This is a genomic window from Rhodoferax sp. GW821-FHT07G04, from assembly GCF_059418585.1.
This window is the reverse complement of the sequence record NZ_JBWKQD010000001.1, coordinates 140450-160565: the sequence shown is the minus strand read 5'-3', so window position 1 is coordinate 160565 and position 20116 is coordinate 140450. Positions and strand designations below refer to the sequence as shown.

Below are 20116 nucleotides of genomic sequence, written 5' to 3'. Positions count from 1 at the left end.
TACAACAGTACGTAGCATGAAGAAGCCTGCCATTTCGGGCTTCACTCTGATCGAGTTGATGATTGTGGTGGCCATTGTTGGTATCTTGCTGGCCATTGCATTGCCAAGCTATCGCTCGTATGTGCTGCGTGGGGACCGTGCTGCGGCCCGGTCCGCCTTGCTGGAGGCGCAGCAGTTCATGGAGCGGTATTACGCGACGAACAACTCGTTTACTTCAGCGGCCTTGCCAGCACGATTTTCAAGTGTTCCGCAGGAGTCACCAAAATACTCCATCGCGTTGGGAACGGCTAGTTCTGCTTCTGGTGTAGCCGTTAGTGCGAACGCCTACGCGTTGGAGGCAACACCGAACGGGACGGATACCAAGTGCGCAGTGCTTTGGGTGAAGCACACTGGTGAAAAGGGTACGTCAGGTACAGGCACCGTGGCAGAGTGCTGGAAGTAGTGCGAGAGGCTGTCCAGGGTGGGTAATAACCCCTACCGCCTCACCTCATCCACCAGTGTCTTGAAGTCGTCAATATCCTCAAAACTCCGGTACACGCTGGCAAAGCGTACATAGGCCACCTTGTCGAGCTTTTTCAGCTCGCGCATGACCAGTTCACCAATGCGTGCGGACTGGACTTCGCGCAGGCCCAGGTTCAGTAACTTCTCTTCAATGCGTTCAATAGCGCTGTCGATTTGCTCGGTGCTGACCGGGCGTTTGCGCAGCGCTAAGTTGAATGACGCCAACAGCTTCGCGCGTTCGTATTCGATACGGCGGCCATCTTTCTTGACGATGGCAGGGTAGTTGACGTCGGGGCGCTCATAGGTGGTGAAGCGCTTCTCGCACGATCCACACTGGCGCCTGCGGCGAATGAAGTCCCCGTCCTCGGCTATCCGGGTCTCCACGACCTGGGTTTCGGAGTGGCTGCAGAAGGGGCATTTCATAGGGAGTCGGCTAGGGCAGTTATGGTTAACTTCGCGCTAGCCCTCGCCAAACATGCATGATCAGCTATCAAAAATGTAGTGATCATGCAGTCCATGGGCTCAGCCGTAGACCGGGAAGCGCGAGGTCAAGGCATGCACCTTGGCCCGCACGGCGTCGATAGTGGCCGCATCATGCGGGTTGTCCAGCACGTCGGCGATCAGGTGCGCGGTGGCGCGCACCTCGTCTTCCTTGAAGCCGCGGGTGGTCATGGCCGGGGTGCCCAGGCGGATGCCGCTGGTGACCATGGGCTTTTGCGGGTCGTTGGGGATACCGTTCTTGTTGCAGGTCATGTGGGCCTGGCCCAGCACGGCCTCGGCTTCCTTGCCGGTCATGTTCTTGGGGCGCAGGTCGACCAGCATGACGTGGCTTTCGGTGCGGCCGGAGACAATGCGCAGGCCACGCTCGGTCAGCGTATCGGCCAGCACCTTGGCATTCTTGACCACTTGTTCCTGGTAGGCCTTGAACTCGGGTGTCAGCGCTTCCTTGAAGGCCACAGCCTTGCCGGCGATGACGTGCATCAACGGGCCGCCCTGGATGCCGGGGAAAATGGCCGAGTTGATCTTCTTGGCAATCGCCTCGTCGTTCGTCAGGATGATGCCGCCGCGCGGGCCGCGCAGGCTCTTGTGCGTGGTGGACGTGACCACGTCGGCGTAGGGTACGGGGTTCGGATAGACGCCCGCAGCCACCAGGCCGGCGTAGTGGGCCATGTCAACCATGAAGTAGGCGCCGATTTCCTTGGCGATCTTGCCGAAGCGTTCGAAGTCGATGCGCAGCGCGAAGGCCGAAGCGCCCGCGATGATGAGCTTGGGTTTCTTCTCGCGGGCCAGGGCTTCCATGGCGTCGTAGTCGATGTCTTCCTGGGCGTCCAGGCCGTAGGAGATGACGTTGAACCACTTGCCGCTCATGTTCAGGGGCATGCCGTGTGTCAGGTGGCCGCCTTCGGCCAGGCTCATGCCCATGATGGTGTCGCCGGGCTGCAGCAAGGCGAAGAACGCGCCCTGGTTGGCCTGCGAGCCTGAGTTGGGCTGCACGTTGGCGAAATTGGCGCCAAACAGTTGCTTGAGGCGGTCAATGGCGAGTTGTTCAACCACGTCCACGTTCTCGCAGCCGCCGTAGTAGCGCTTGCCGGGGTAGCCTTCGGCGTATTTGTTGGTCAGCTGGCTGCCCTGTGCGGCCATGACGGCGGGGGAGCAGTAGTTTTCCGAGGCGATCAGCTCGATGTGGTCTTCCTGGCGGGCGTTCTCGGCCTGGATGGCGGCCCAGAGTTCAGGGTCAGCTTGCTCGACGAGGATATTGCGGTGGTACATGGCAGTCCTTTAAGACAATGAACCTTGTTGTCATTCGAACGGTGAGACGAAATACGACAAGGGCTGCCCAGGCGAACGGCTGAACGCATGCACCTGTGCAGGTGCCGCGGCACGCTTCCCCGTGGTGAACCCACGTCAGCGCCCCGAACCGCAGGGTTTGGGCGCCTATCGCCAGTCGCGTGCGCTGTGGAGTTTACCCGATGCTGCCCGGTGAACCGGGCCCATGGCTCGCGAATACCCGTGAATTACGAGCTGAAATAGTTGCTGGCAACCGTTTCAGTGGCTTCCAGCGGTGCTGCAGGGTGGGTCACTGGCACGATCTGCGGTGCAGTGATCGGCGCATTGCGACCATTGGCTACCTGCAACAGACGGTTGTGCTCGGCGATGACCTTGGCAGCATAGCCATTGTCGTCGTCCAGGTTGCCCGCGCCCACGTAGAGCTTCAGACCCCCCTCGATCGAACCGGCGCGGGCCACGCACTCTTGCAGCACTTTGACGCCGACCCTCAGGTTGGACACGGGGTCAAAGGCGGCCAGCTTGCCACCAAAGCCCATGTACTTGTCGCTGTGGATCTTGGTCATGACTTGCATCAGGCCCTGGGCACCGACGGCGCTTTGGGCAAAAGGATTGAAGCCCGACTCAATGGCCATCACAGCCAGTATCAGCGTGGGATCAATCTTGACACGGCTGCCGACCTCAAAGGCCTCGGCTACCAAGGCACTCAGCGGCTCGGGAGCCACGTTGTACTTTTTGCTGAGCCAGAAGGCTACGGCAGCCTGCTGTTTGGGCAGGCTTTGGGGGTTGGTAGCGGTTGTACGCTCCACGGCAATGGTGTCAGGCGTGATGCCGGTCACGCTGGCCTGGCGGGTTTGCAGCCAGCTCATCAACTGGACTTCGCCTGCCTGGCGGATTTCTGGCCTTGCGGTCAGGGTGATCACGGCAAACATCACGGCCAAGCCCAGCAGGGCAAAACCGTTGTGCGTGATTTCAAAGAAACCTTGGGCGATATCGCTGGCGAATGTTGCCATGCCCTTGGTGAATTTTTCGGTCGCTGTCATAGCTCTTCCTTCTTAGGCGGGCGCCTGGGTTCCGTCGCGCTGTTGAAACAGCGCGGCAAGACTTCAGACACCACGTTTGGGTTGGTACGCTATCAATATCCTGCGGCGTCGGTTCGACATGTGCAGCGATTTGAATATGCCGGGTTCGGCAGCGGTTGCGGGTAATCCCTAGGCAAAACTAGGAATGGGGCGGATTCTATGGGGCTCAAATATACCGAGTCAACAATATTAAATAGGTTTGTTATTCTATTTTTCATCGTTTATAGCGGCAATCCTAGGCCTGGCGCGGGCTGCCGGAGGGTTGCCGGGAGCCGAAAAATCTCCCAATCACCGGCCCAAAATCCATTGAAAAGCCTATTTGCAATCACCCAGGGTGCCAATTAGACTGGCATTGCCTGTTGATTCAGGTTCTGTTCCGGCAGTAGCCAGTCCGTACCTTGGAGGTATCTGTGATAAAGCGGCCCCGGTAACTTAAGGAGGCAATCTATTGCTTCTAGTGCAGTGTGGGACTTCAATCTCCCGCAATGCCAGCCCTGACGGCATGGACCTCTGGTCAGCCGTCGAGCCCGGTGGCCTAACCCTGTGGTTAGGGCGCCGGGCTTTCTTCTTGTTGGGTTCCCCAGAAGCACGGTGCGCACACTATATATATGGGGCGTTTGTGCGCCTCCAGGAGACTGCGCGGGAAAACCTAGATTGGGGTGGTCTTGGGTTGAAAATTGGAATGCTATATTTTTAGTAGCTATGTAAATAGATTTGACGAGGGCTACAGCCGATTTTTCTTGGTGGCCATTTGTCAAACAGGGGGTGTACGCGGGCGCTTTGACCCTACACGGACAAAAACCATGGTCCCCGGTTCATTTCGCGGCGAAAATACGCGGTTGCTGATTTCCATTCCAACTATTTCGAGCCTACCGTGACGTCGACTTCCACCGCCAAAAACAACGATATTGCCCATCTAGACAGTCTGACCGGTGGCGCTTTCACAGCCCAGACCTCCGGGGAGCGGGCCGCCCGCGTGCGTGACTGGCTGCTGACCGGCCCCAGCGCCGAGCAACTGGCTGACGTATTCAAAGAACTGAGCGTCAAGGACAAGGGCGCCGCCAAGCTGGTTCGCGAGAAGATCGACGAAGCCAAGCGCGCTAAGGGCCAGGAGGCACTCGTGGCCGACTGGGCTGGCAAGGCGCAAACCCTGCTGGGCATGGCCAAACTCAATATCGCCGATGCACTCGCCTGGCAGCGCGATGCCGCCAAGGCCGGCGCGCCCTTGAGCCGCGAGCCGCTGACGTCGCTCAAAACCCAATTGGCCGACCGCGTGCGCGTCATCGAAGACCTGCAACGCCGGGTCCAGGTCCAGCGCGAAGCAGCCGTGCTGCTGGCTCAGCGCATTGAAGTGCTGTCCACCAAGTCCCTACAAGACGCCCAAGCCGCGCTGGATGCCCTGCGTGTGGATGTGGATCAATGGCAAACCCAGGCTACCCAACTGGTGGCCGATGCCAGCTGGACCAGTGTCGATGCCAAATTCCCGCCTTTGCTGGAGGCCTCGCGCGGTCAGTTGCTCGTGGTGTGGGAGGCCTTCCAGGGTGCCCTGGGGCTGGCCGTAGCCGCTGCGGCCGATGCCGCCGCCCCCTTGCCACCCGTGCCCATGTGGGCCAACGAGTTGCGCGCTGCCCGCGGCATTCCGGTGGAAACCGCTGCGGCCAAGCCGGCCAAACCCAAGATCGACCCCGAAGTGCGGGCCAAGGCCACAGCCAGCGTGCGCGAGGTGCTGACCACGCTGGAGCAGGAAATTGCCGAAGGCCATGGCAAGGCCAGTGCCGGTGCTGCGAATGCGCTGCGCCATGCACTCAAGGAATTCGGTCGCCTGATCGACGACAAATTGGAAAACCAGGCCCATGCAGCCCTGGCCGCCGCCGGTGAGCTGGAGGGCTGGCAACGCTGGCGTGCCGACCAACTGCGCGAAGCACTGGTGGCACAAGCCGAGGGCTTGCTCAAGCGCCCCGAAGGCCAGGCCATTGGTGGCCGCAAGATGCAAGAGACCCTGCGCTCCCTGCGCGAACAGTGGAAGCAGACCGACCAGGGTGGCACGCCCAACCACGCCATGTGGAAGCGTTTTGACGAAGCTTGCAACGAGGCCCACAAAGTGGTGGAGGCCTGGCTGGATAAGGTCCGCGCCGAATCCGCCGAGCACAAGGCCCAGCGCCTGGCGCTGATCGAAGAGGTCAATGCCTGGGCCGCCGCCAACCGCACGGCTCTGGACGATGACTGGAAGGGCTTCAACCGCATCCTGTACCAATTCGGCGACCGCTGGCGCGAAGCCGGACACTTGGGCGAAAAGGCCTTTGCCGAGTTGCAGCCGCTGTGGAAGGCTGCCATCGCCAATGCCGCCGCGCCGCTGGAGGCCCTGCAGGCCGAGAGCCTGGCCCTGCGCCAGGCCATGATTGAAGAAGCCAAGATTCTGGGTGCCGCACCCGAACTGCGCATCGATGCGGTCAAGGCGCTGCAGCAGCGCTGGCAAGCCCAGGCGCACCGCGTGCCCATGGAGCGCCGCCAGGAGCAAAAGCTATGGGATGCCTTCCGCAAGCCCATTGACGATGCCTTTAACCGCAAGACCGCCGACCGCGAAAAAGCTGAAGCCTCGCTGGGCGCACGTGACCGCACCGTGCTGCAGGCGGCCAAGGCCCTGGACGCCGCCAACGCTGGCGGCGACGCGCAGGCCATTCGCGCGGCTATGGCGGCGCTGGAAGCCGCGCTGCAAGGCCAAGCCCAAGCGCAAGCCGACGTGAAGACCGCCGGCGCGCAGGAGAGCGAAGCCAAGGCTGCCGCGCAGGCCAGTGACGCCACAGAAAATGCGGCGCCAGCCCTCGTCGAATCTGCATCAGATGCTACTGAAACTGTAGCGCCTGATGATGCAACGCCCGCTCCCGCTGCCAAGCCTGCCCCCAAGCCCGTCATTGCCATGCGTGGCGACGACCGCCCTGGCATGAAGAAGGAAGCTCCTGCCACCGCCGGTCCGCGCGGTGCTGGCAAGTGGGGTGATCGCAAAGAGGGCGGTGCCGCACGTGGTTCTCGCGATGGCAAGGCCGGCCCCCGTTCGGACGACCGCGCAGGCGGCCCCCGCGGCGATGGCCGCTTCGGTGGCCGTGGTGGTTATGAGGCGCGGCCCGAAGCACCACGCCTGGGCGATGCGGCCTTCCGCGCCCAGCGCGACGCAATGGATCAGGCCCAACAGGCTTTGAAGAAACTGGCCATGCAGGCCCACGGCGAGGCACTGACCCAGCTGCTGACCGCCTGGGAGAAGCGCGACCCCAGCCTGGTGCCGGGCGCACAAGACCTGGGCAGCAAGGCCCCTGCGGCAACCCGCAATGCCTGGCTGCAAGCCCTGGGCGACGCGGGCAGCGCGGCAGGCAAGGCGGCAGACCCGCACGTTGCGCTGCTGCGCCTCGAAATGGCCGCCGAGGTGCCGACACCAGCCGAAGACCTGAGCGCACGGCGTGCTTTGCAGCTGCAATTGCTGACCCGTCGCAACGATCCCGCACCCGTGCAAACCTGGGGGCAGGACACAGCGGCTGTTTTCGCCAGCCCTTTCAATGCCCAGAGCGCCCGCCGGGTCCAAAATGTGCTGAAGGTTCTGTTGAAGAAATAGCAAGTAGTACTGCCCTGCAGCGGGTGTTTGTGGAAGAATGGGCGGTCCACCGCGGTGGACTCGGCTTCTTGTACGAGGGGAAACTGTGGACTCCATTGAAGACCTGCTGCGGCGGCTGGAACAACTCAACGACATTGGCACGTCACTGTCCAAAGAGCGGGACATCACCCGCTTGCTGGAAAGCATCCTGGTGGCAGCCAAAACCATCACCAATGCCGACGGTGGCACGCTGTACCGCGTCACTGAAGACGGCAAGGCGCTGCGTTTCGAAATCCTCAAGACCGATTCGCTGAAGATCGCCATGGGTGGCACGTCGGGCAAGCCCATCGACTTTCCCAATCTGCCGCTGCACGACGCCCAGGGGCGGCCCAATGACTCGCTGGTGGCGGCCTATGCTGCCATCCACAGCCAGACGGTCAATATCTCGGACGCGTACACCGAGCCGAATTTCGATTTCTCCGGCACGCGCAGGTTCGACGAGCGCACCGGCTACCGCTCGCAATCCTTCCTGGCCGTGCCCATGAAGGACCACGAGGGCGATGTGATCGGCGTCTTGCAATTGATCAACGCGAAGCGCAAGCACTCCACCGAAGTCGTGTCGTTCTCCAGTGCCGACCAGAGCTTGGCCGAGTCCTTGGCATCGCAGGCGGCCATTGCCATCACCAACCGCAACCTGATGTCGCAACTGGAGGCGCTGTTCGAGTCCTTCATCAGCCTCATCAATCTGGCCATCGACGAAAAGTCGCATTACACCGGCGGCCACTGCCAGCGCGTTCCGGCATTGACGATGATGTTGGCCGAGGCCGTCAACTCCCACCGCGAAGGACCGCTGGCGGCCTTCACGATGGATGACCGCGACCGCTACGAACTCAAGATCGCTGGGCTATTGCACGACTGCGGCAAGGTCACGACGCCGGTGCACGTGGTCGACAAGGCCACCAAGCTGCAGACCTTGTTTGACCGCATTGACCTGGTCGACACGCGCTTTGAGGTCTTGAAGCGCGACCAGGAAATCGCCGCGCTGCGGGCACAACTGGAGTTGCGCGAGCAAACCGATGCAGCGGCCGAGGCCCAAGCCTGGGCGCAATGCCGTGACAACATCGCCGCGCTGGAGGCGGACCGCGACTTCTTGCGCCACGTGAACAAGGGCGCAGAGTCGATGAACGATGGCGACTTGCAGCGCGTGCGCGACATCAGCCACAAGACGCCGTGGCGCAATGTCAACGGCCTGGAGTCTGAACTGCTGACCGCCGATGAGATTGAGAACCTCACCATCCGTGGTGGCACGCTGACGGCAGGGGAGCGCAATGTCATCAACCACCATATCGTGGCCACCATCAAGATGCTGGAGCAACTGCCCTGGCCCAAGCACCTGAAGAATGTGCCTGAGTATGCCGGCGGCCACCACGAGCGCATGGACGGCAAGGGCTATCCCAAGGGGCTGACGCGGGACCAGATGTCGGTGCAGGCCCGCATCATGGGTATTGCCGATATCTTTGAGGCCCTCACGGCAAAGGACCGCCCTTACAAGCAGGGCATGAAACTATCCCAGGCCATGGGCATCATGCACAAGTTCAAGACGGGTGGGCATATCGACCCGGATCTCTTCGATATCTTTGTCGAGCAGGGCGTTTATCTGCGCTACGCCCACCAGTTCCTGGATCCCTGGCAGATCGACACGGTGGACGCGCGGGCCTGGACTTAAGTCGAACAACCAGGCACTAGCCGTGCGCGCCTGTTGCCATGGCAGGCGGAATACGCTCAATCGTGAAGTTGTGCTTGGCAGTCGGGGTTTCTTCGGCCTTGCGCAGGCGCAGCACCTCGGCACGCGGTGGCTGAGCACCCACATCCCAATCACTCAGTACCAAACGCTCGCGGCCTGCACCCAAGTCATGCTTGGCAGGGCGGTGGGTATGGCCGTGGACCATGTGGTTGGCATTCAGAGATTGCAGCAGCACGTTTGCAGCCGTGAAGTCCACATCGGCATAGACGGTTTCGGTGTCGCGTTTGCGGGCCTCGCTTTGGGTGCGTATGCCGCGGGCAATTGCCAGGCGCTCGGTCAGGGGTTTGGCCAGGAAATCGGACTGCCATTGGGGCGTGCGCACCTGGGCTCTGAATTTCATGTAATCGGTATCGTCCAGGCATTGGGCATCGCCATGGATCAGCAGCCAGCGTTGCTGGGCGAACGTCAGAACGCAGGGCTCTTCCAGTAGCGTGCAGCCGCAGGCCTCCATCAAGGCTTGGCCCATCAAAAAGTCGCGGTTGCCGCATAGGATGTAGATATCCATGCGGCGTGCCGCTGCACGCAAAGCCTCGGCACATTGCCGCTCGAAGCCGGCTTCTGTGGATGACAGCACATCATCGCCCACCCAGACTTCAAACAGGTCACCCAGTATGAAGAGCGCGTCGGCCGCGGTGTGCTGCAGGTAGTTGCTCCAGGCTTGGAAGGTCAGACTCTCGGACGCTTGCAGGTGCAAGTCCGAGATGAAGTCAATGCAACTCCAACGGGACGGCGCGATCAGTTCCATCCCGCAAGCTGCCCGATTTACAGCGCGACAGCTTTTTCGATGACGACGTCTTCCTTGGGCACGTCATCATGGAAGCCCTTGCGGCCGGTCTTCACGGTCTTGATCTTGTCGACCACTTCGGAGCCGGACACCACCTTGCCAAACACGGCATAGCCCCAGCCTTGGCTGCTGGGCGCGGTGTGGTTCAGGAAGCCGTTGTCGGCCACGTTGATGAAGAACTGCGCGGTGGCGGAGTGGGGGTCACCGGTACGTGCCATGGCCACGGTGTAGTTGGCGTTCTTCAGGCCGTTGTTGGCTTCGTTCTGGATGGGCGCATCGCAAGGCTTTTGCGTCATGCCGGGTTCCATGCCGCCGCCTTGGATCATGAAGCCAGGAATGACGCGGTGGAAGATGGTGCCGTTGTAATGGCCTTTGTTGACATAGGCCAGGAAGTTGGCAACCGACTTGGGCGCCTTGTCTTGGTCCAGTTCCAGCGTGATGACGCCGTAGTCATGGATGTGGAGTTCGACTTGTGGATTGCTCATGGTTTATTTCACCTGGGTAGCGGAGTTGATGAGAACAGGGGTCTTGGGCACATCGGTTGGGAAGGGGCCGCCGGAGCCTGTGGGGACGTCCTTGATTTTGTTGATGGTTTCCATGCCCGAGATGACACGGCCGAAAACCGTGTAGCCATCGGCAGGGCCTTTGGCATTCAGGAAGGGATTGTCTTTGACATTGACGAAGAACTGGGCGCGGGCCGAGTTCGGGTCATTGGTGCGTGCCATTGCGATGGTGCCGGTCTCGTTCTTCAGACCATTTTGCGCTTCCAAGGGAATGGGAGGGCGTGCGATCTTCTCGTCGTATTTGGCGTTGTAGCCACCGCCTTGCACCATGAAGTTGGGGATCACGCGGTGGAAGATGGTGCCGTCGTATTGCTTGGTCTTGACGTACAGCAGAAAGTTTTCCACGGTCTTGGGCGCCTTGTCGGGATAGACCTCGACAACGAAATTGCCCAGGCTGGTCTCGAACTTGACCTGCGGTGCGGCCTCATTGGCCAAAACAGAACCGGTCAGTGTGGCCAGTGCGAGCCCGGCCAACGCGGCGCGGCGGCTCAAAGTGTTCCAAAGCATAGACATCTCAAATCACTCCCTCAAAAAAGATCTTCCATTGGTTTTCCTGGCGAATCCAGTACTGCCGTTTGGTCCAGCCGACGCGAGCACCGTCGGCTACCTCACCGAAGGTCACGACCATGGTGTCGGCCGCGTCGGTCCAGCGCAGATAGGACACATCCTTGAGCTGGATAGTACGCCCTTGCGTCTGGTCGATTTCGGTTTTCAGAATTGGGGTCCACTGGCTCAGCGTTTTGCCGTTGCTGTTGAAGTCTTGCGTGTAGTAGGTCAGCACCTGCTGCAGGTTTCCCGAGGTCTTGGCATTGCGCCAACCCAGCAGGGCGTCTTCAAACGGCTTGCTTTCGGCCCGCGCGTTCTGCGGTGCCACCCACTGCAACTGCGAGGCGATTACGACGGGTGTCGTGCGCACCTCGACTGTGCGGATGATGTGCTGCAGATCCGGGTTGGCCAGTACTACGCAACCGTCGGTGGCCTGTGGCGCACGTGAGAACTGGTTGGGCGGTGTGCCATGCAACCAGATGCCGCCACCGGTCTTGCCGCGCTTGCTGTCCAGCATGTTGGGGTAGCTGATGGGCAGGGCGCCGGAACCGTAAAAATCTTTCAGCGACTTGGGATCCAGATTGCTGGTGATGTAGTACACGCCCAGCGGCGTGCGCTGGTCGCCCTCAGCCGTCTTGGCGGTGCCGGCCTTGCCGACCGAAATGTAGTAGTCGGCGACGAGATTCAAACCCGTGGCGGTGTTTTCGAACAGGTAGAGGCGCGAACGCGAGGCATCGACCGCTATGGCGTGTTTGGACTTTTGCGACAGCGCCAGAAATTGCGACGGTAGGGTGCCGGGGGCAGGGCGCTCGCGCAGGGCCCGCACACGGCGCTGCGATTCTTCGCGCAACTCGGCCAAGGCAGCGCTGTTGCCCGTCACCAGGGATTCGGGCAGATCGCCAAAGGTCTTGATGGGGCGTATCTGCGCGGCCAGCAAATCGCCGTGCACCAACTGCGCCAACTGAAAGTGCGGAAACTCGGCCACCAACTGGTCCGCCTTGGCCAAAGCCTCGCGGTTGCGGGCCTGGCCGATGAGCTTGTAGATTTCGATCAGGCGCGCCTCGGCGACGCCGTCCTGGTCCTTGACCACCGGGACTTCTTGGCGTACGGGTTTGTACTTCGTGGCGCTGTGCTTTGCGTTCACGGCGTGCGCGGGCAAACCGCAGGCCAGCACCAGACCCAGTATTGCAACGTTGACAAGCAATCTATCCATGCCAACCACCAACCATCGCGGCATCATGTACCGGTGGATTCTTTGACAATCTGCCAGCGGTCACCGATTTTGACCAGGTCCAGGGTCTTGCGGCTGGAGACTGCGAGGCCGTTGGCTTTGTAGTCTTGGCGAAACTTGGCCACTGCGGTATTGGCCGACGAGGCGGTCACGGTCAGGTTCTCCAGTTTCACGGTGATCTTGGACTTGCTGGTGATGCGCTGGCGGCGCTCTTCTTCCCACGCGTTGCGACTCAAGGAGCCCGGCGGTGTGAAGTCCTTGCCATATGCAGCCAGATAGGATTTGACGTCGCGTGCGGCCCAGGCTTTGGCCCAGGCGATGACCGCATTCTCGGCATCGCGGGAGCTATTGCCGCTGCTGGCCGACGTGTTGCTCGGTGCGGGTGTGGCGGCGGGCGTAGAAGCCGCGGTAGCCGCCGATGTGGTGCTCGACGGTGTTGGCGCGGGTGGTGTGGTGCTTGCGGCTGCCGGTGTCTGCGTGGCAACCGGCGCTGCTGCGGTTACCGTGGGTGGTGCCTTCACGGCAGGTGCCGTGGTGATGGCTGGGCCGGGCAATCCGGGTGCCGGCTTGGTCACAGCGGCTGCTGGTGCTGGCGTCGGCGGTGTAGGTACGGGTTGCACGGCCGCAGGAGCCGCACCGGGGCGCTGGTTCTTGGCGCCCGTCGGGCTGAACAGTTCGCGGATCAGGGCCAGCTTGGGCGGCACGCCGGCGTTGGAAGCATCCAACTGCAAGGCTTTGTTGTAGGCTTGGCTGGCCAACTTGGCGTAGACGTCGCCGAGGTTTTCATGCGCGGTCGCATAGCTGGGGTTGGTGCGGATCGCCATCTCCAAGGCCGTGCGGGCCTTGTCAAACTGGCTTTGACCAGCATAGAGCACGGCCAGATTGTTGTACGGTTCTGGCAACTCCGGGAAGTCTTCGGTCAGGCGGGTGAAGGTCGCAATCGCGTCCGTGGTCTTGCCGGCGTCGCGCTGGATCACGCCTTTGAGGAAGCGCATTTGTGGGTCGCGCGGCTTGCCGGCCAGATACTGGTCGGCCTTGCTCAAGGCCTCGGGCAGCTTGCCGCTTCGCACCAATTGGGCAACGTCTGCATATTCATCGGCATGGGCCACCGAAAACACCATGGCCGCAGCCAGAGCGATCAGTCGCAGGGGGCCAAGTACAGTCGAACGGGATTGCGTCATACGGCTTTCAGATTCTGGGACGTTGGAAGAGCCCTCGCAGAACGGGCGTCGAAGGGGCTTTATACTGCGTTGAATTGTAGCTGAGGGGGTGGACCCGTCCCCAGGCGAGAGACCGAGATTTACCCTTACCAGATCTGAACGAGCAGAGCCGTTTCCCAGACCTTTTGTCCCTGGGCAATGGCAGAGAAATACCCATGAGTTTGCGCATATATAACACGCTGTCGCGTGGGCTAGAGCCTTTTACCCCCCTTGAAGCCGGTCATGTGCGCATGTACGTTTGTGGCATGACGATTTATGACCTGTGCCACATCGGCCACGCCCGCATGGCCATGGCCTTTGACGTGGTGCAGCGCTGGCTCAAGGCCAGTGGCTACCGTGTCACCTATGTTCGCAACATCACCGACATCGACGACAAGATCATCCGCCGGGCGCTGGAGCGCAACATCCCCATCCGCGCCCTGACCGACGAGATGATTGCCGTCATGCACGAAGACATCGGCCGCCTGGGCGTTGAGCCGCCCACGGTAGAGCCCCGCGCCACCGAGTACGTGCCGCAGATGCTGGACATGATCCGCAAATTGGAAGATAAGGGTCTGGCCTATAAGGCGAGTTCTGGCGATGTGAATTACGCGGTGCGCAAGTTTGATGGCTACGGCAAGTTGTCCGGCAAGTCGCTGGAAAGCCTGCGCGCCGGTGAGCGGGTGGCTGTCGACGACGGCAAGAACGACCCGTTGGACTTTGTGCTGTGGAAAGCCGCCAAGCCCGAAGAGCCTGCTGATGCCAAATGGGACAGCGCCGCCAGTGGCCATGCCTATGGCGTGGGCCGCCCGGGCTGGCATATCGAGTGCTCGGCGATGAGTTGCCAGACCCTCGGGGAGACCTTCGATATCCACGGTGGTGGTGCTGACCTGCAGTTCCCCCACCATGAGAACGAACTCGCCCAGACCGAAGGCGTGACCGGTCGCTCCATGTCCCAGATCTGGATGCACAACGGCATGGTGCAGCTGGACAACGAGAAAATGTCCAAGAGCCTGGGCAACTTCTTCACGATTCGCGACGTGCTGAGCAAATACGACGCGGAGACCGTGCGCTTCTTCCTGGTGCGTGGCCACTACCGCTCGGATCTGGGCTACAGCGATGCGCATCTGAACGACGCCCGCAATGCGCTCAAGCGCTTCTACACAGCCCTGGACCTGGTTGCGCCGGCCGAACTGGCCAACGGCATCGATTGGACCCAAGGCTACGCAGCCCGCTTCAAGGCGGCGATGGACGAAGACTTTGGCACGCCCGAGGCTGTGGCCGTGCTGTTTGACTTGGCGGGTGAAGTGAATCGCACCCAGTCTGCGGAACTGTCTGGTTTGCTCAAGGCCTTGGGTGGGACTCTAGGTTTGCTGCAAGGCAATCCGAAAGCTTTTTTGCAGGCCGGTGCAGGCCTGGACGAGGCGGCTATCCAAACCAAGATCCAGGAACGCGCGGCTGCCAAGGCAGCCAAAGATTTCGCGCTGGCTGACAGCATCCGCAAGGACCTGCTGGCCCAGGGCATTGTGCTGAAAGACTCACCTACCGGAACGAGCTGGGAAGCGGTGCAGTGATGGCGACGGTCAAGAAGCCGCCGGCCGAGCGACAGACGCCGTATTTTTGGGAAGAAGCCTGCAAGCACCTGGTCAAGAAGGACCGGGTCATGAAGCGCCTGATTCCGCAGTTTGGCGACGTGCGCCTGGAGACCCGGGGCGATGCGTTTGTGACGCTGGCGCGCAGCATCGTTGGGCAGCAGATATCCGTCAAGGCCGCGCAAACGGTGTGGGAACGCTTCGAGCTGCTGCCGCGCAAGCTGACACCAGCCAATGTGCTGAAGCTCAAGGTGGACGATATGCGCGCTGCGGGCCTGAGCGCCCGCAAGGTTGAATACCTGGTGGACCTGGCCTTGCACTTTGACAATGGTGTCCTGCACGTCAAGTCTTGGGAGTCCATGAGCGACGACGAAATCGTCGCCGAACTGGTGGCGATCCGGGGTATTGGCCGCTGGACGGCCGAAATGTTCTTGATTTTTCACCTGATGCGGCCTAATGTGCTGCCACTGGACGATGTGGGGCTGATCACCGGCATCAGCCATAATTATTTCTCTGGCGATGTGGTGAGCCGTAGCGACGCGCGCGAAGTGGCTGCCGCATGGGCTCCGTATTGCACCGTAGCGACTTGGTATATTTGGCGCTCGTTGGACCCGGTGCAATTGGACTACTGATACCTTGCGAGACGGACCCAACCCGGTGTGCTGTCTCCAAACTGAATAGGAAAAGACCATGGCCAAAAAGACTTTTTTGGATTTCGAACAGCCGATCTCTGAACTCGAATCCAAGATTGAAGAGTTGCGCTACGTGCAGAACGAGTCTGCGGTGGACATTTCCGCCGAGATCGAGCAACTCAGCAAGAAGAGCCAACAGCTCACCAAAGACATCTACAGCGATCTGACGCCGTGGCAGATCACCAAGATCGCCCGCCACGCCGAGCGCCCCTACACGCTGGACTACATCAACGAGTTGTTCACCCATTTTGTCGAGCTGCACGGCGACCGCCACTTTGCCGATGACCTCAGCATCGTTGGCGGCCTGGCCCGCTTCAACGGCACGCCCTGCATGGTGCTGGGCCACCAGAAGGGCCGCGACACCAAGGAGCGTGGCCTGCGCAATTTCGGCATGAGCCGACCCGAGGGTTACCGCAAAGCGCTGCGCTTGATGAAACTGGCTGAGAAATTCAAGCTGCCGGTGTTTACCTTTGTGGACACTCCCGGTGCCTACCCCGGCATTGATGCCGAGGAGCGTGGCCAGTCGGAGGCCATTGGCCGCAATATTTTTGAGATGGCCCAGCTCGAAGTGCCCATCATCACGACCATCATCGGCGAAGGTGGCTCAGGCGGTGCGTTGGCCATTTCGGTGGCCGATCAGGTCATCATGCTGCAGTACTCCATCTATTCGGTCATCAGCCCCGAAGGTTGTGCCTCCATCCTGTGGAAGACGTCTGACAAGGCCTCCGACGCGGCGGAGGCCATGGGCATCACCGCCCACCGCCTGAAGGCTGTCGGCGTCATCGACAAGATCGTCAACGAACCCGTTGGCGGCGCCCACCGCGACATGAAGCAGGCCGCCGCCTTCCTGAAGCGCGCCTTGGCCGATGCCTACCGCCAGATCAGCGACCTGAAGGTCAAGGAACTGCTGGACCGCCGCTACGAGCGCCTGCAAAGCTATGGGCGCTTTACCGACACCAAGACTGCTGGGCGCTAAGCCCTTCCACGCGCGCACCGTGCGCGTTGGCTGGCGGCTGTGACGCAATCCGTTGACCAAGCTATGGCGGGCTTCAAGCCCGCTTTGCCATTGGCCGTGGCATTGAGTGGCGGCGCCGATTCTGTTGCCCTGCTGGTGGCTTGCGCCGAGAAGTGGCCGGGGCAGGTGAGTGCCATGCACATCAACCACGGTCTGCAAGCAGCAGCATCCCTGTTTGAGGACCACTGTCGCACGCTGTGCACGCAACTGAATGTGCCTTTGCTGGTGCAAAAGGTGGACGCCGGTAAGCAGGCCGGCCAAAGCCCCGAAGATGCTGCCCGCCAAGCACGCTATATGGCTTTCTCGACGCTAACCCTCGTGGAATATGGTACTTCCACTATTAAATCAATAGCAATCGCTCAGCATGCCGATGACCAGGTGGAGACGCTGCTGCTGGCCCTGAGCCGTGGCGCGGGGTTGGCGGGCTTGAGCGCCATGCCGGCACATTGGCAGCGCCATGGCCTGGACTACCACCGGCCCTTGCTGGGCGTCGCCGGTGCCGATATCCGCACCTGGCTGGCGCAGCGCGGCATCCCCTTTGTCGAGGACCCCACCAACCAAGACGAGCATTTCACGCGTAACCGCATCCGCGCGCGGCTGATGCCCACCTTGCGTGCGGCGTTCCCGCAATTCCTGGACACCTTCGCCCGCAGCGCCAGCCACGCCGCGCAGGGGCAGCAGGTGCTGGATGAGGTGGCTGCGCAAGATTTGCAGGCGGTGGCCCGCAGCACCGACGGCCTGCCGCGTATCAAGGCCTTGCAGACCCTGAGCCGGCCGCGCCAGGCCAATGCCTTGCGCTATTGGCTCAAGCAAAGCCAGCAGGCCATACCCAGCGCCGCGCAGCTGTCGGAACTGCTGGACCAAGTGGCGGATTGCACTACGCGCGGGCACCGTATCTACATCAAAGTAGGGACCGGCTTTGTGCAGCGCAGCAGCGATGTTCTGACTTGGTACAATCCCTAGGTTTTGCTTCAAAAATTACGCATTTTTTCATGGCACTGATTGTTCACAAATACGGCGGCACGTCGATGGGTTCAACGGAACGCATCCGCAATGTTGCCAAACGCGTCGCCAAATGGGCACGCGCGGGTCATCAGATGGTGGTCGTACCCTCGGCCATGAGCGGCGAGACCAACCGCCTCTTGGGTCTGGCCAAGGAACTGGCCCCGTCCAAGCAGAGCGAGGCCTATGGCCGTGAACTGGACATGCTGGCCGCCACCGGCGAACAGGCCTCCAGCGCATTGCTGGCCATTGCCTTGCAAGCCGAAGGCATGGAATCCGTCAGCTACGCCGGCTGGCAAGTCCCCATTCGCACCAACAGCGCCTACACCAAGGCCCGCATCGAGTCCATCGACGACGCCCGCGTGCGCGCCGACTTGGACAATGGCAAGGTCGTCATCGTCACTGGGTTTCAGGGCATGGACGAACAAGGCCATATCACCACGCTGGGACGTGGCGGTTCGGACACCTCGGCGGTCGCTGTGGCAGCAGCCATGAAGGCGGCCGAATGCATGATCTACACCGATGTGGATGGCGTCTACACCACTGACCCCCGCGTCGTGCCCGAAGCGCGCCGCCTGCACACCGTGAGCTTTGAAGAGATGCTGGAAATGGCATCCATGGGCTCCAAGGTGCTGCAAATCCGCTCGGTGGAATTTGCCGGCAAATACAAGGTGCCGCTGCGCGTGCTCTCCAGCTTCACCAACTGGGACATCGACATCAACGAGGAAGCCAAGTCCGGCACCCTGATTACTTTTGAGGAAGACGAGAAAATGGAACAAGCCATTGTTTCGGGCATTGCATTCAACCGCGATGAGGCCAAGATCTCCGTGCTGGGCGTGCCCGACAAGCCTGGTATCGCCTACCAGATCCTGGGTGCCGTGGCCGATGCCAACATCGAAGTCGATGTGATCATCCAGAACTTGAGCAAGGACGGCAAGACCGACTTCAGCTTCACCGTCAACCGTGGCGAATTCACCAAGACGGTGGACCTGTTGAAGACCCAAGTGTTGCCCAAGCTGGGCGCCGAAGAAGTGGTGGGCGACACCAAGATTTGCAAGGTCTCCATCGTCGGCATCGGTATGCGCAGCCACGTGGGTGTGGCCAGCCGCATGTTCCGCGTGCTGAGCGAAGAAGGCATCAACATCCAGATGATCTCTACGTCCGAGATCAAGACCTCCGTCGTCATCGACGAGAAGTACATGGAGCTGGCCGTGCGCGCTTTGCACAAAGCTTTTGATCTGGACCAGCCCTCCAACTAAAAAAACTGCGCAAAGTCGTGCGATAATGCGCGCTGTTCAGGAAACGTGACCGAGTGGCCGAAGGTGCTCCCCTGCTAAGGGAGTATGGGGTGTAGAGCCTCATCGAGGGTTCGAATCCCTCCGTTTCCGCCAACCTACTGTTTGGCCGGGTAGTCGATTTGAAAAAAGTGATTGATTTATAAAGCTTTTTAGCTTACAGGTCATTTTTCACGATGTCAAATTTGGCGATACTCACAGTCTGACTCACAAGCCGCAAAATTTGCGGCTTTTTTTTGCCCATTTTCGTGGGGCAGGTTGAACGCGAAAAACTCGCAACGCCTGATAAAGTTATTTTGTCGCCCCCTAGTCGGGGCAGGCGGTTAAACTTTAGTTGCCGAATCGCAGTTTTCGCTCGCCGAATACTGGGTTTGACCAGCACACGACTGCACAGCTAGAAGCAAACTGAGGTTCTGACCTCGCGTTTTGCATATCCAACCCCCTCAGCTTTCTTTTCTTGGATTCCCACCGGGTCCCGGTGTGGCTTTGCTGCGCGTGCTCGTTTCTTCCACAACCTCTGATAGGAACTTCACCATGGCAACCAATAAATCTCAGCCCACAACAACTGACAAACTACCCGAGGGCTTTGTCTCCCCATTCAAGGTCGTCAGTCAAGCCAGCAGGCACGATTGCGCACTTGCAGCAGTTGGAACCCTGACCGGCAAGAGCCTGGATGAAGTCTGGGCTGCCGCGTACAAGATTGGCCTACCCAAGGCCGGGCAGTATTTCGTAACAGAGGACCACATTGCAAAGCTCCTGATGCAACTCGGAAGCCTTGTGGGAACGCATTGGAAGGAGTTCACGTCGTTCGACGCGCTGCCAACCGTAGCCTTGCTCTGGGTTGACGCAGACCCAAGCGACCTGGAATGGGGCAGAACCATAGTGTTCCACCACGTAAAGGGGTTACCCGACAAGTACCCATCGTTCAGCTATTGCCTGGATGGGGCAGCCGAACCTGAAAAGCAGGTCGTAACCGACTACAGGCGCTTTTCACCAACCCACTACATAGAGATCACGCCCAAGGGCGGTAACAGCGGCAAGGTGAAATAAAGGTAGCTCGATCTGTGGGGCAACTTGCTCAACGAAGCACCGCAGGTTTGGTTTTGCGCTTGGGCAACCCCTCAAGCAGTGCAGAAGGCGGCAGGTCCAGCGCACCAGCAAGCCGCCAGATGTTGTAGAGAGAAATGTTGCGCTGTCCACGCTCCACTTCTCCCAAGTAGTTTGGGTGCACACCGGCTGCGTCTGCCGTGCTTTCCAAACTCAATTCTTGATCGTTTCGGAATTTGCGCAGTACCTTCCCGAATTCGACCAGCAATTTGTCCTGTTCCTTCTGCAAGACGGGATCAAGGGGGAGCTTCGGAACAGTAACGCGGGGCATCCATCAAGTGTCAAAAAAGACACTCATATGCACCACACGATATGAGTGTGATATGTGGCAAACT

At 60.4% G+C, this 20116-nt stretch carries 18 protein-coding genes, 1 tRNA gene and 1 riboswitch; of the genes, 10 read left to right on the top strand and 9 right to left on the bottom strand.

The window, feature by feature from the left end; translation table 11 throughout:
• Positions 1-16 precede the first annotated feature (16 nt).
• Positions 17-442: a type IV pilin protein gene (locus tag AC07OO_RS00695; RefSeq protein WP_495080138.1), complete on the top strand. Its 426-nt coding sequence runs from the start codon at positions 17-19 to the stop codon at positions 440-442.
• A 32-nt stretch (positions 443-474) separates the two neighbouring features.
• On the opposite strand, the gene nrdR is transcribed toward AC07OO_RS00695, so the two are convergent.
• The 3 genes from nrdR to AC07OO_RS00680 all read right to left on the bottom strand — a co-directional run bounded on the left by nrdR (position 475) and on the right by AC07OO_RS00680 (position 3329).
• Positions 475-924, bottom strand: a complete 450-nt coding sequence (nrdR, locus tag AC07OO_RS00690; protein WP_495080137.1) for a transcriptional regulator NrdR — start codon at positions 922-924, stop codon at positions 475-477.
• A 99-nt stretch (positions 925-1023) separates the two neighbouring features.
• Positions 1024-2271: a serine hydroxymethyltransferase gene (gene glyA / locus AC07OO_RS00685; protein ID WP_495080136.1), complete on the bottom strand. Its 1248-nt coding sequence runs from the start codon at positions 2269-2271 to the stop codon at positions 1024-1026.
• A gap of 58 nt (positions 2272-2329) precedes the next feature.
• Positions 2330-2460, bottom strand: a riboswitch (ZMP/ZTP riboswitch).
• Between the two features lie 56 nt (positions 2461-2516).
• A complete protein-coding gene (locus AC07OO_RS00680; protein WP_495080135.1) occupies positions 2517-3329 on the bottom strand; it encodes a lytic transglycosylase domain-containing protein in 813 nt (270 codons plus the stop codon).
• Positions 3330-4242: 913 nt separating this feature from the next.
• On the opposite strand from AC07OO_RS00680, the gene AC07OO_RS00675 reads away from it, so the two are divergent.
• Positions 4243-6972: a DUF349 domain-containing protein gene (locus AC07OO_RS00675; RefSeq protein WP_495080134.1), complete on the top strand. Its 2730-nt coding sequence runs from the start codon at positions 4243-4245 to the stop codon at positions 6970-6972.
• Between the two features lie 85 nt (positions 6973-7057).
• On the top strand, positions 7058-8677 hold the full coding sequence (locus tag AC07OO_RS00670) for an HD domain-containing phosphohydrolase (RefSeq protein ID WP_495080133.1): 1620 nt from the start codon (positions 7058-7060) through the stop codon (positions 8675-8677).
• A 16-nt stretch (positions 8678-8693) separates the two neighbouring features.
• On the opposite strand, the gene AC07OO_RS00665 is transcribed toward AC07OO_RS00670, so the two are convergent.
• The 5 genes from AC07OO_RS00665 to AC07OO_RS00645 are packed head-to-tail and all read right to left on the bottom strand — an operon-like array spanning position 8694 to position 13060.
• Positions 8694-9500 carry a UDP-2,3-diacylglucosamine diphosphatase gene (locus AC07OO_RS00665; RefSeq protein WP_495080132.1) on the bottom strand — a complete coding sequence of 269 codons (807 nt, stop codon included), beginning with the start codon at positions 9498-9500 and terminating at the stop codon, positions 8694-8696.
• Positions 9501-9517: 17 nt separating this feature from the next.
• A complete protein-coding gene (locus tag AC07OO_RS00660; protein ID WP_495080131.1) occupies positions 9518-10024 on the bottom strand; it encodes a peptidylprolyl isomerase in 507 nt (168 codons plus the stop codon).
• 3 nt (positions 10025-10027) lie between these two features.
• On the bottom strand, positions 10028-10615 hold the full coding sequence (locus tag AC07OO_RS00655; RefSeq protein ID WP_495080130.1) for a peptidylprolyl isomerase: 588 nt from the start codon (positions 10613-10615) through the stop codon (positions 10028-10030).
• A gap of 1 nt (position 10616) precedes the next feature.
• Positions 10617-11861 (bottom strand): L,D-transpeptidase family protein, encoded by a 1245-nt coding sequence (locus tag AC07OO_RS00650; protein ID WP_495080129.1) that lies wholly within the window; start codon positions 11859-11861, stop codon positions 10617-10619.
• A gap of 23 nt (positions 11862-11884) precedes the next feature.
• Positions 11885-13060, bottom strand: coding sequence for a L,D-transpeptidase Cds6 family protein (locus tag AC07OO_RS00645; RefSeq protein ID WP_495080128.1), 1176 nt, complete (start codon positions 13058-13060; stop codon positions 11885-11887).
• 194 nt (positions 13061-13254) lie between these two features.
• Between AC07OO_RS00645 and cysS the strand changes: the two genes are divergently transcribed.
• The 7 genes from cysS (at position 13255) to AC07OO_RS00610 (ending at position 19724) form a co-directional block, all read left to right on the top strand.
• The gene (gene cysS, locus AC07OO_RS00640) at positions 13255-14652 is read left to right on the top strand and encodes a cysteine--tRNA ligase (RefSeq protein WP_495080127.1); all 1398 of its coding nucleotides are present in this window, start codon (positions 13255-13257) and stop codon (positions 14650-14652) included.
• Complete coding sequence (locus AC07OO_RS00635) at positions 14652-15302, top strand: DNA-3-methyladenine glycosylase family protein (protein WP_495080126.1); 651 nt, start codon at positions 14652-14654, stop codon at positions 15300-15302. Before cysS ends, AC07OO_RS00635 begins: the two co-directional genes overlap by 1 nt.
• 58 nt (positions 15303-15360) lie before the next feature.
• Positions 15361-16338 carry an acetyl-CoA carboxylase carboxyltransferase subunit alpha gene (locus AC07OO_RS00630; protein WP_495080125.1) on the top strand — a complete coding sequence of 326 codons (978 nt, stop codon included), beginning with the start codon at positions 15361-15363 and terminating at the stop codon, positions 16336-16338.
• Between the two features lie 39 nt (positions 16339-16377).
• Positions 16378-17340, top strand: coding sequence for a tRNA lysidine(34) synthetase TilS (gene tilS, locus AC07OO_RS00625; protein ID WP_495080124.1), 963 nt, complete (start codon positions 16378-16380; stop codon positions 17338-17340).
• Between the two features lie 29 nt (positions 17341-17369).
• Positions 17370-18638, top strand: a complete 1269-nt coding sequence (locus tag AC07OO_RS00620) for an aspartate kinase (protein WP_495080123.1) — start codon at positions 17370-17372, stop codon at positions 18636-18638.
• A 39-nt stretch (positions 18639-18677) separates the two neighbouring features.
• Positions 18678-18770, top strand: a tRNA-Ser gene (locus tag AC07OO_RS00615).
• A gap of 438 nt (positions 18771-19208) precedes the next feature.
• Complete coding sequence (locus AC07OO_RS00610) at positions 19209-19724, top strand: hypothetical protein (RefSeq protein WP_495080122.1); 516 nt, start codon at positions 19209-19211, stop codon at positions 19722-19724.
• Between the two features lie 28 nt (positions 19725-19752).
• On the opposite strand, the gene AC07OO_RS00605 is transcribed toward AC07OO_RS00610, so the two are convergent.
• A complete protein-coding gene (locus AC07OO_RS00605; RefSeq protein ID WP_495080121.1) occupies positions 19753-20052 on the bottom strand; it encodes a helix-turn-helix domain-containing protein in 300 nt (99 codons plus the stop codon).
• Between the last annotated feature and the right edge of the window lie 64 nt (positions 20053-20116).

Coding starts and splice junctions, on each gene's coding strand:
- AC07OO_RS00695 (WP_495080138.1), top strand. CDS start 17: ATGAAGAAGCCTGCCATTTCGGGCTTCACTCTGATCGAGTTGATGATT.
- nrdR (WP_495080137.1), bottom strand. CDS start 924: ATGAAATGCCCCTTCTGCAGCCACTCCGAAACCCAGGTCGTGGAGACC.
- glyA (WP_495080136.1), bottom strand. CDS start 2,271: ATGTACCACCGCAATATCCTCGTCGAGCAAGCTGACCCTGAACTCTGG.
- AC07OO_RS00680 (WP_495080135.1), bottom strand. CDS start 3,329: ATGACAGCGACCGAAAAATTCACCAAGGGCATGGCAACATTCGCCAGC.
- AC07OO_RS00665 (WP_495080132.1), bottom strand. CDS start 9,500: ATGGAACTGATCGCGCCGTCCCGTTGGAGTTGCATTGACTTCATCTCG.
- AC07OO_RS00660 (WP_495080131.1), bottom strand. CDS start 10,024: ATGAGCAATCCACAAGTCGAACTCCACATCCATGACTACGGCGTCATC.
- AC07OO_RS00655 (WP_495080130.1), bottom strand. CDS start 10,615: ATGTCTATGCTTTGGAACACTTTGAGCCGCCGCGCCGCGTTGGCCGGG.
- AC07OO_RS00650 (WP_495080129.1), bottom strand. CDS start 11,861: ATGGATAGATTGCTTGTCAACGTTGCAATACTGGGTCTGGTGCTGGCC.
- AC07OO_RS00645 (WP_495080128.1), bottom strand. CDS start 13,060: ATGACGCAATCCCGTTCGACTGTACTTGGCCCCCTGCGACTGATCGCT.
- cysS (WP_495080127.1), top strand. CDS start 13,255: ATGAGTTTGCGCATATATAACACGCTGTCGCGTGGGCTAGAGCCTTTT.
- AC07OO_RS00635 (WP_495080126.1), top strand. CDS start 14,652: ATGGCGACGGTCAAGAAGCCGCCGGCCGAGCGACAGACGCCGTATTTT.
- AC07OO_RS00630 (WP_495080125.1), top strand. CDS start 15,361: ATGGCCAAAAAGACTTTTTTGGATTTCGAACAGCCGATCTCTGAACTC.
- AC07OO_RS00620 (WP_495080123.1), top strand. CDS start 17,370: ATGGCACTGATTGTTCACAAATACGGCGGCACGTCGATGGGTTCAACG.
- AC07OO_RS00610 (WP_495080122.1), top strand. CDS start 19,209: ATGGCAACCAATAAATCTCAGCCCACAACAACTGACAAACTACCCGAG.
- AC07OO_RS00605 (WP_495080121.1), bottom strand. CDS start 20,052: ATGCCCCGCGTTACTGTTCCGAAGCTCCCCCTTGATCCCGTCTTGCAG.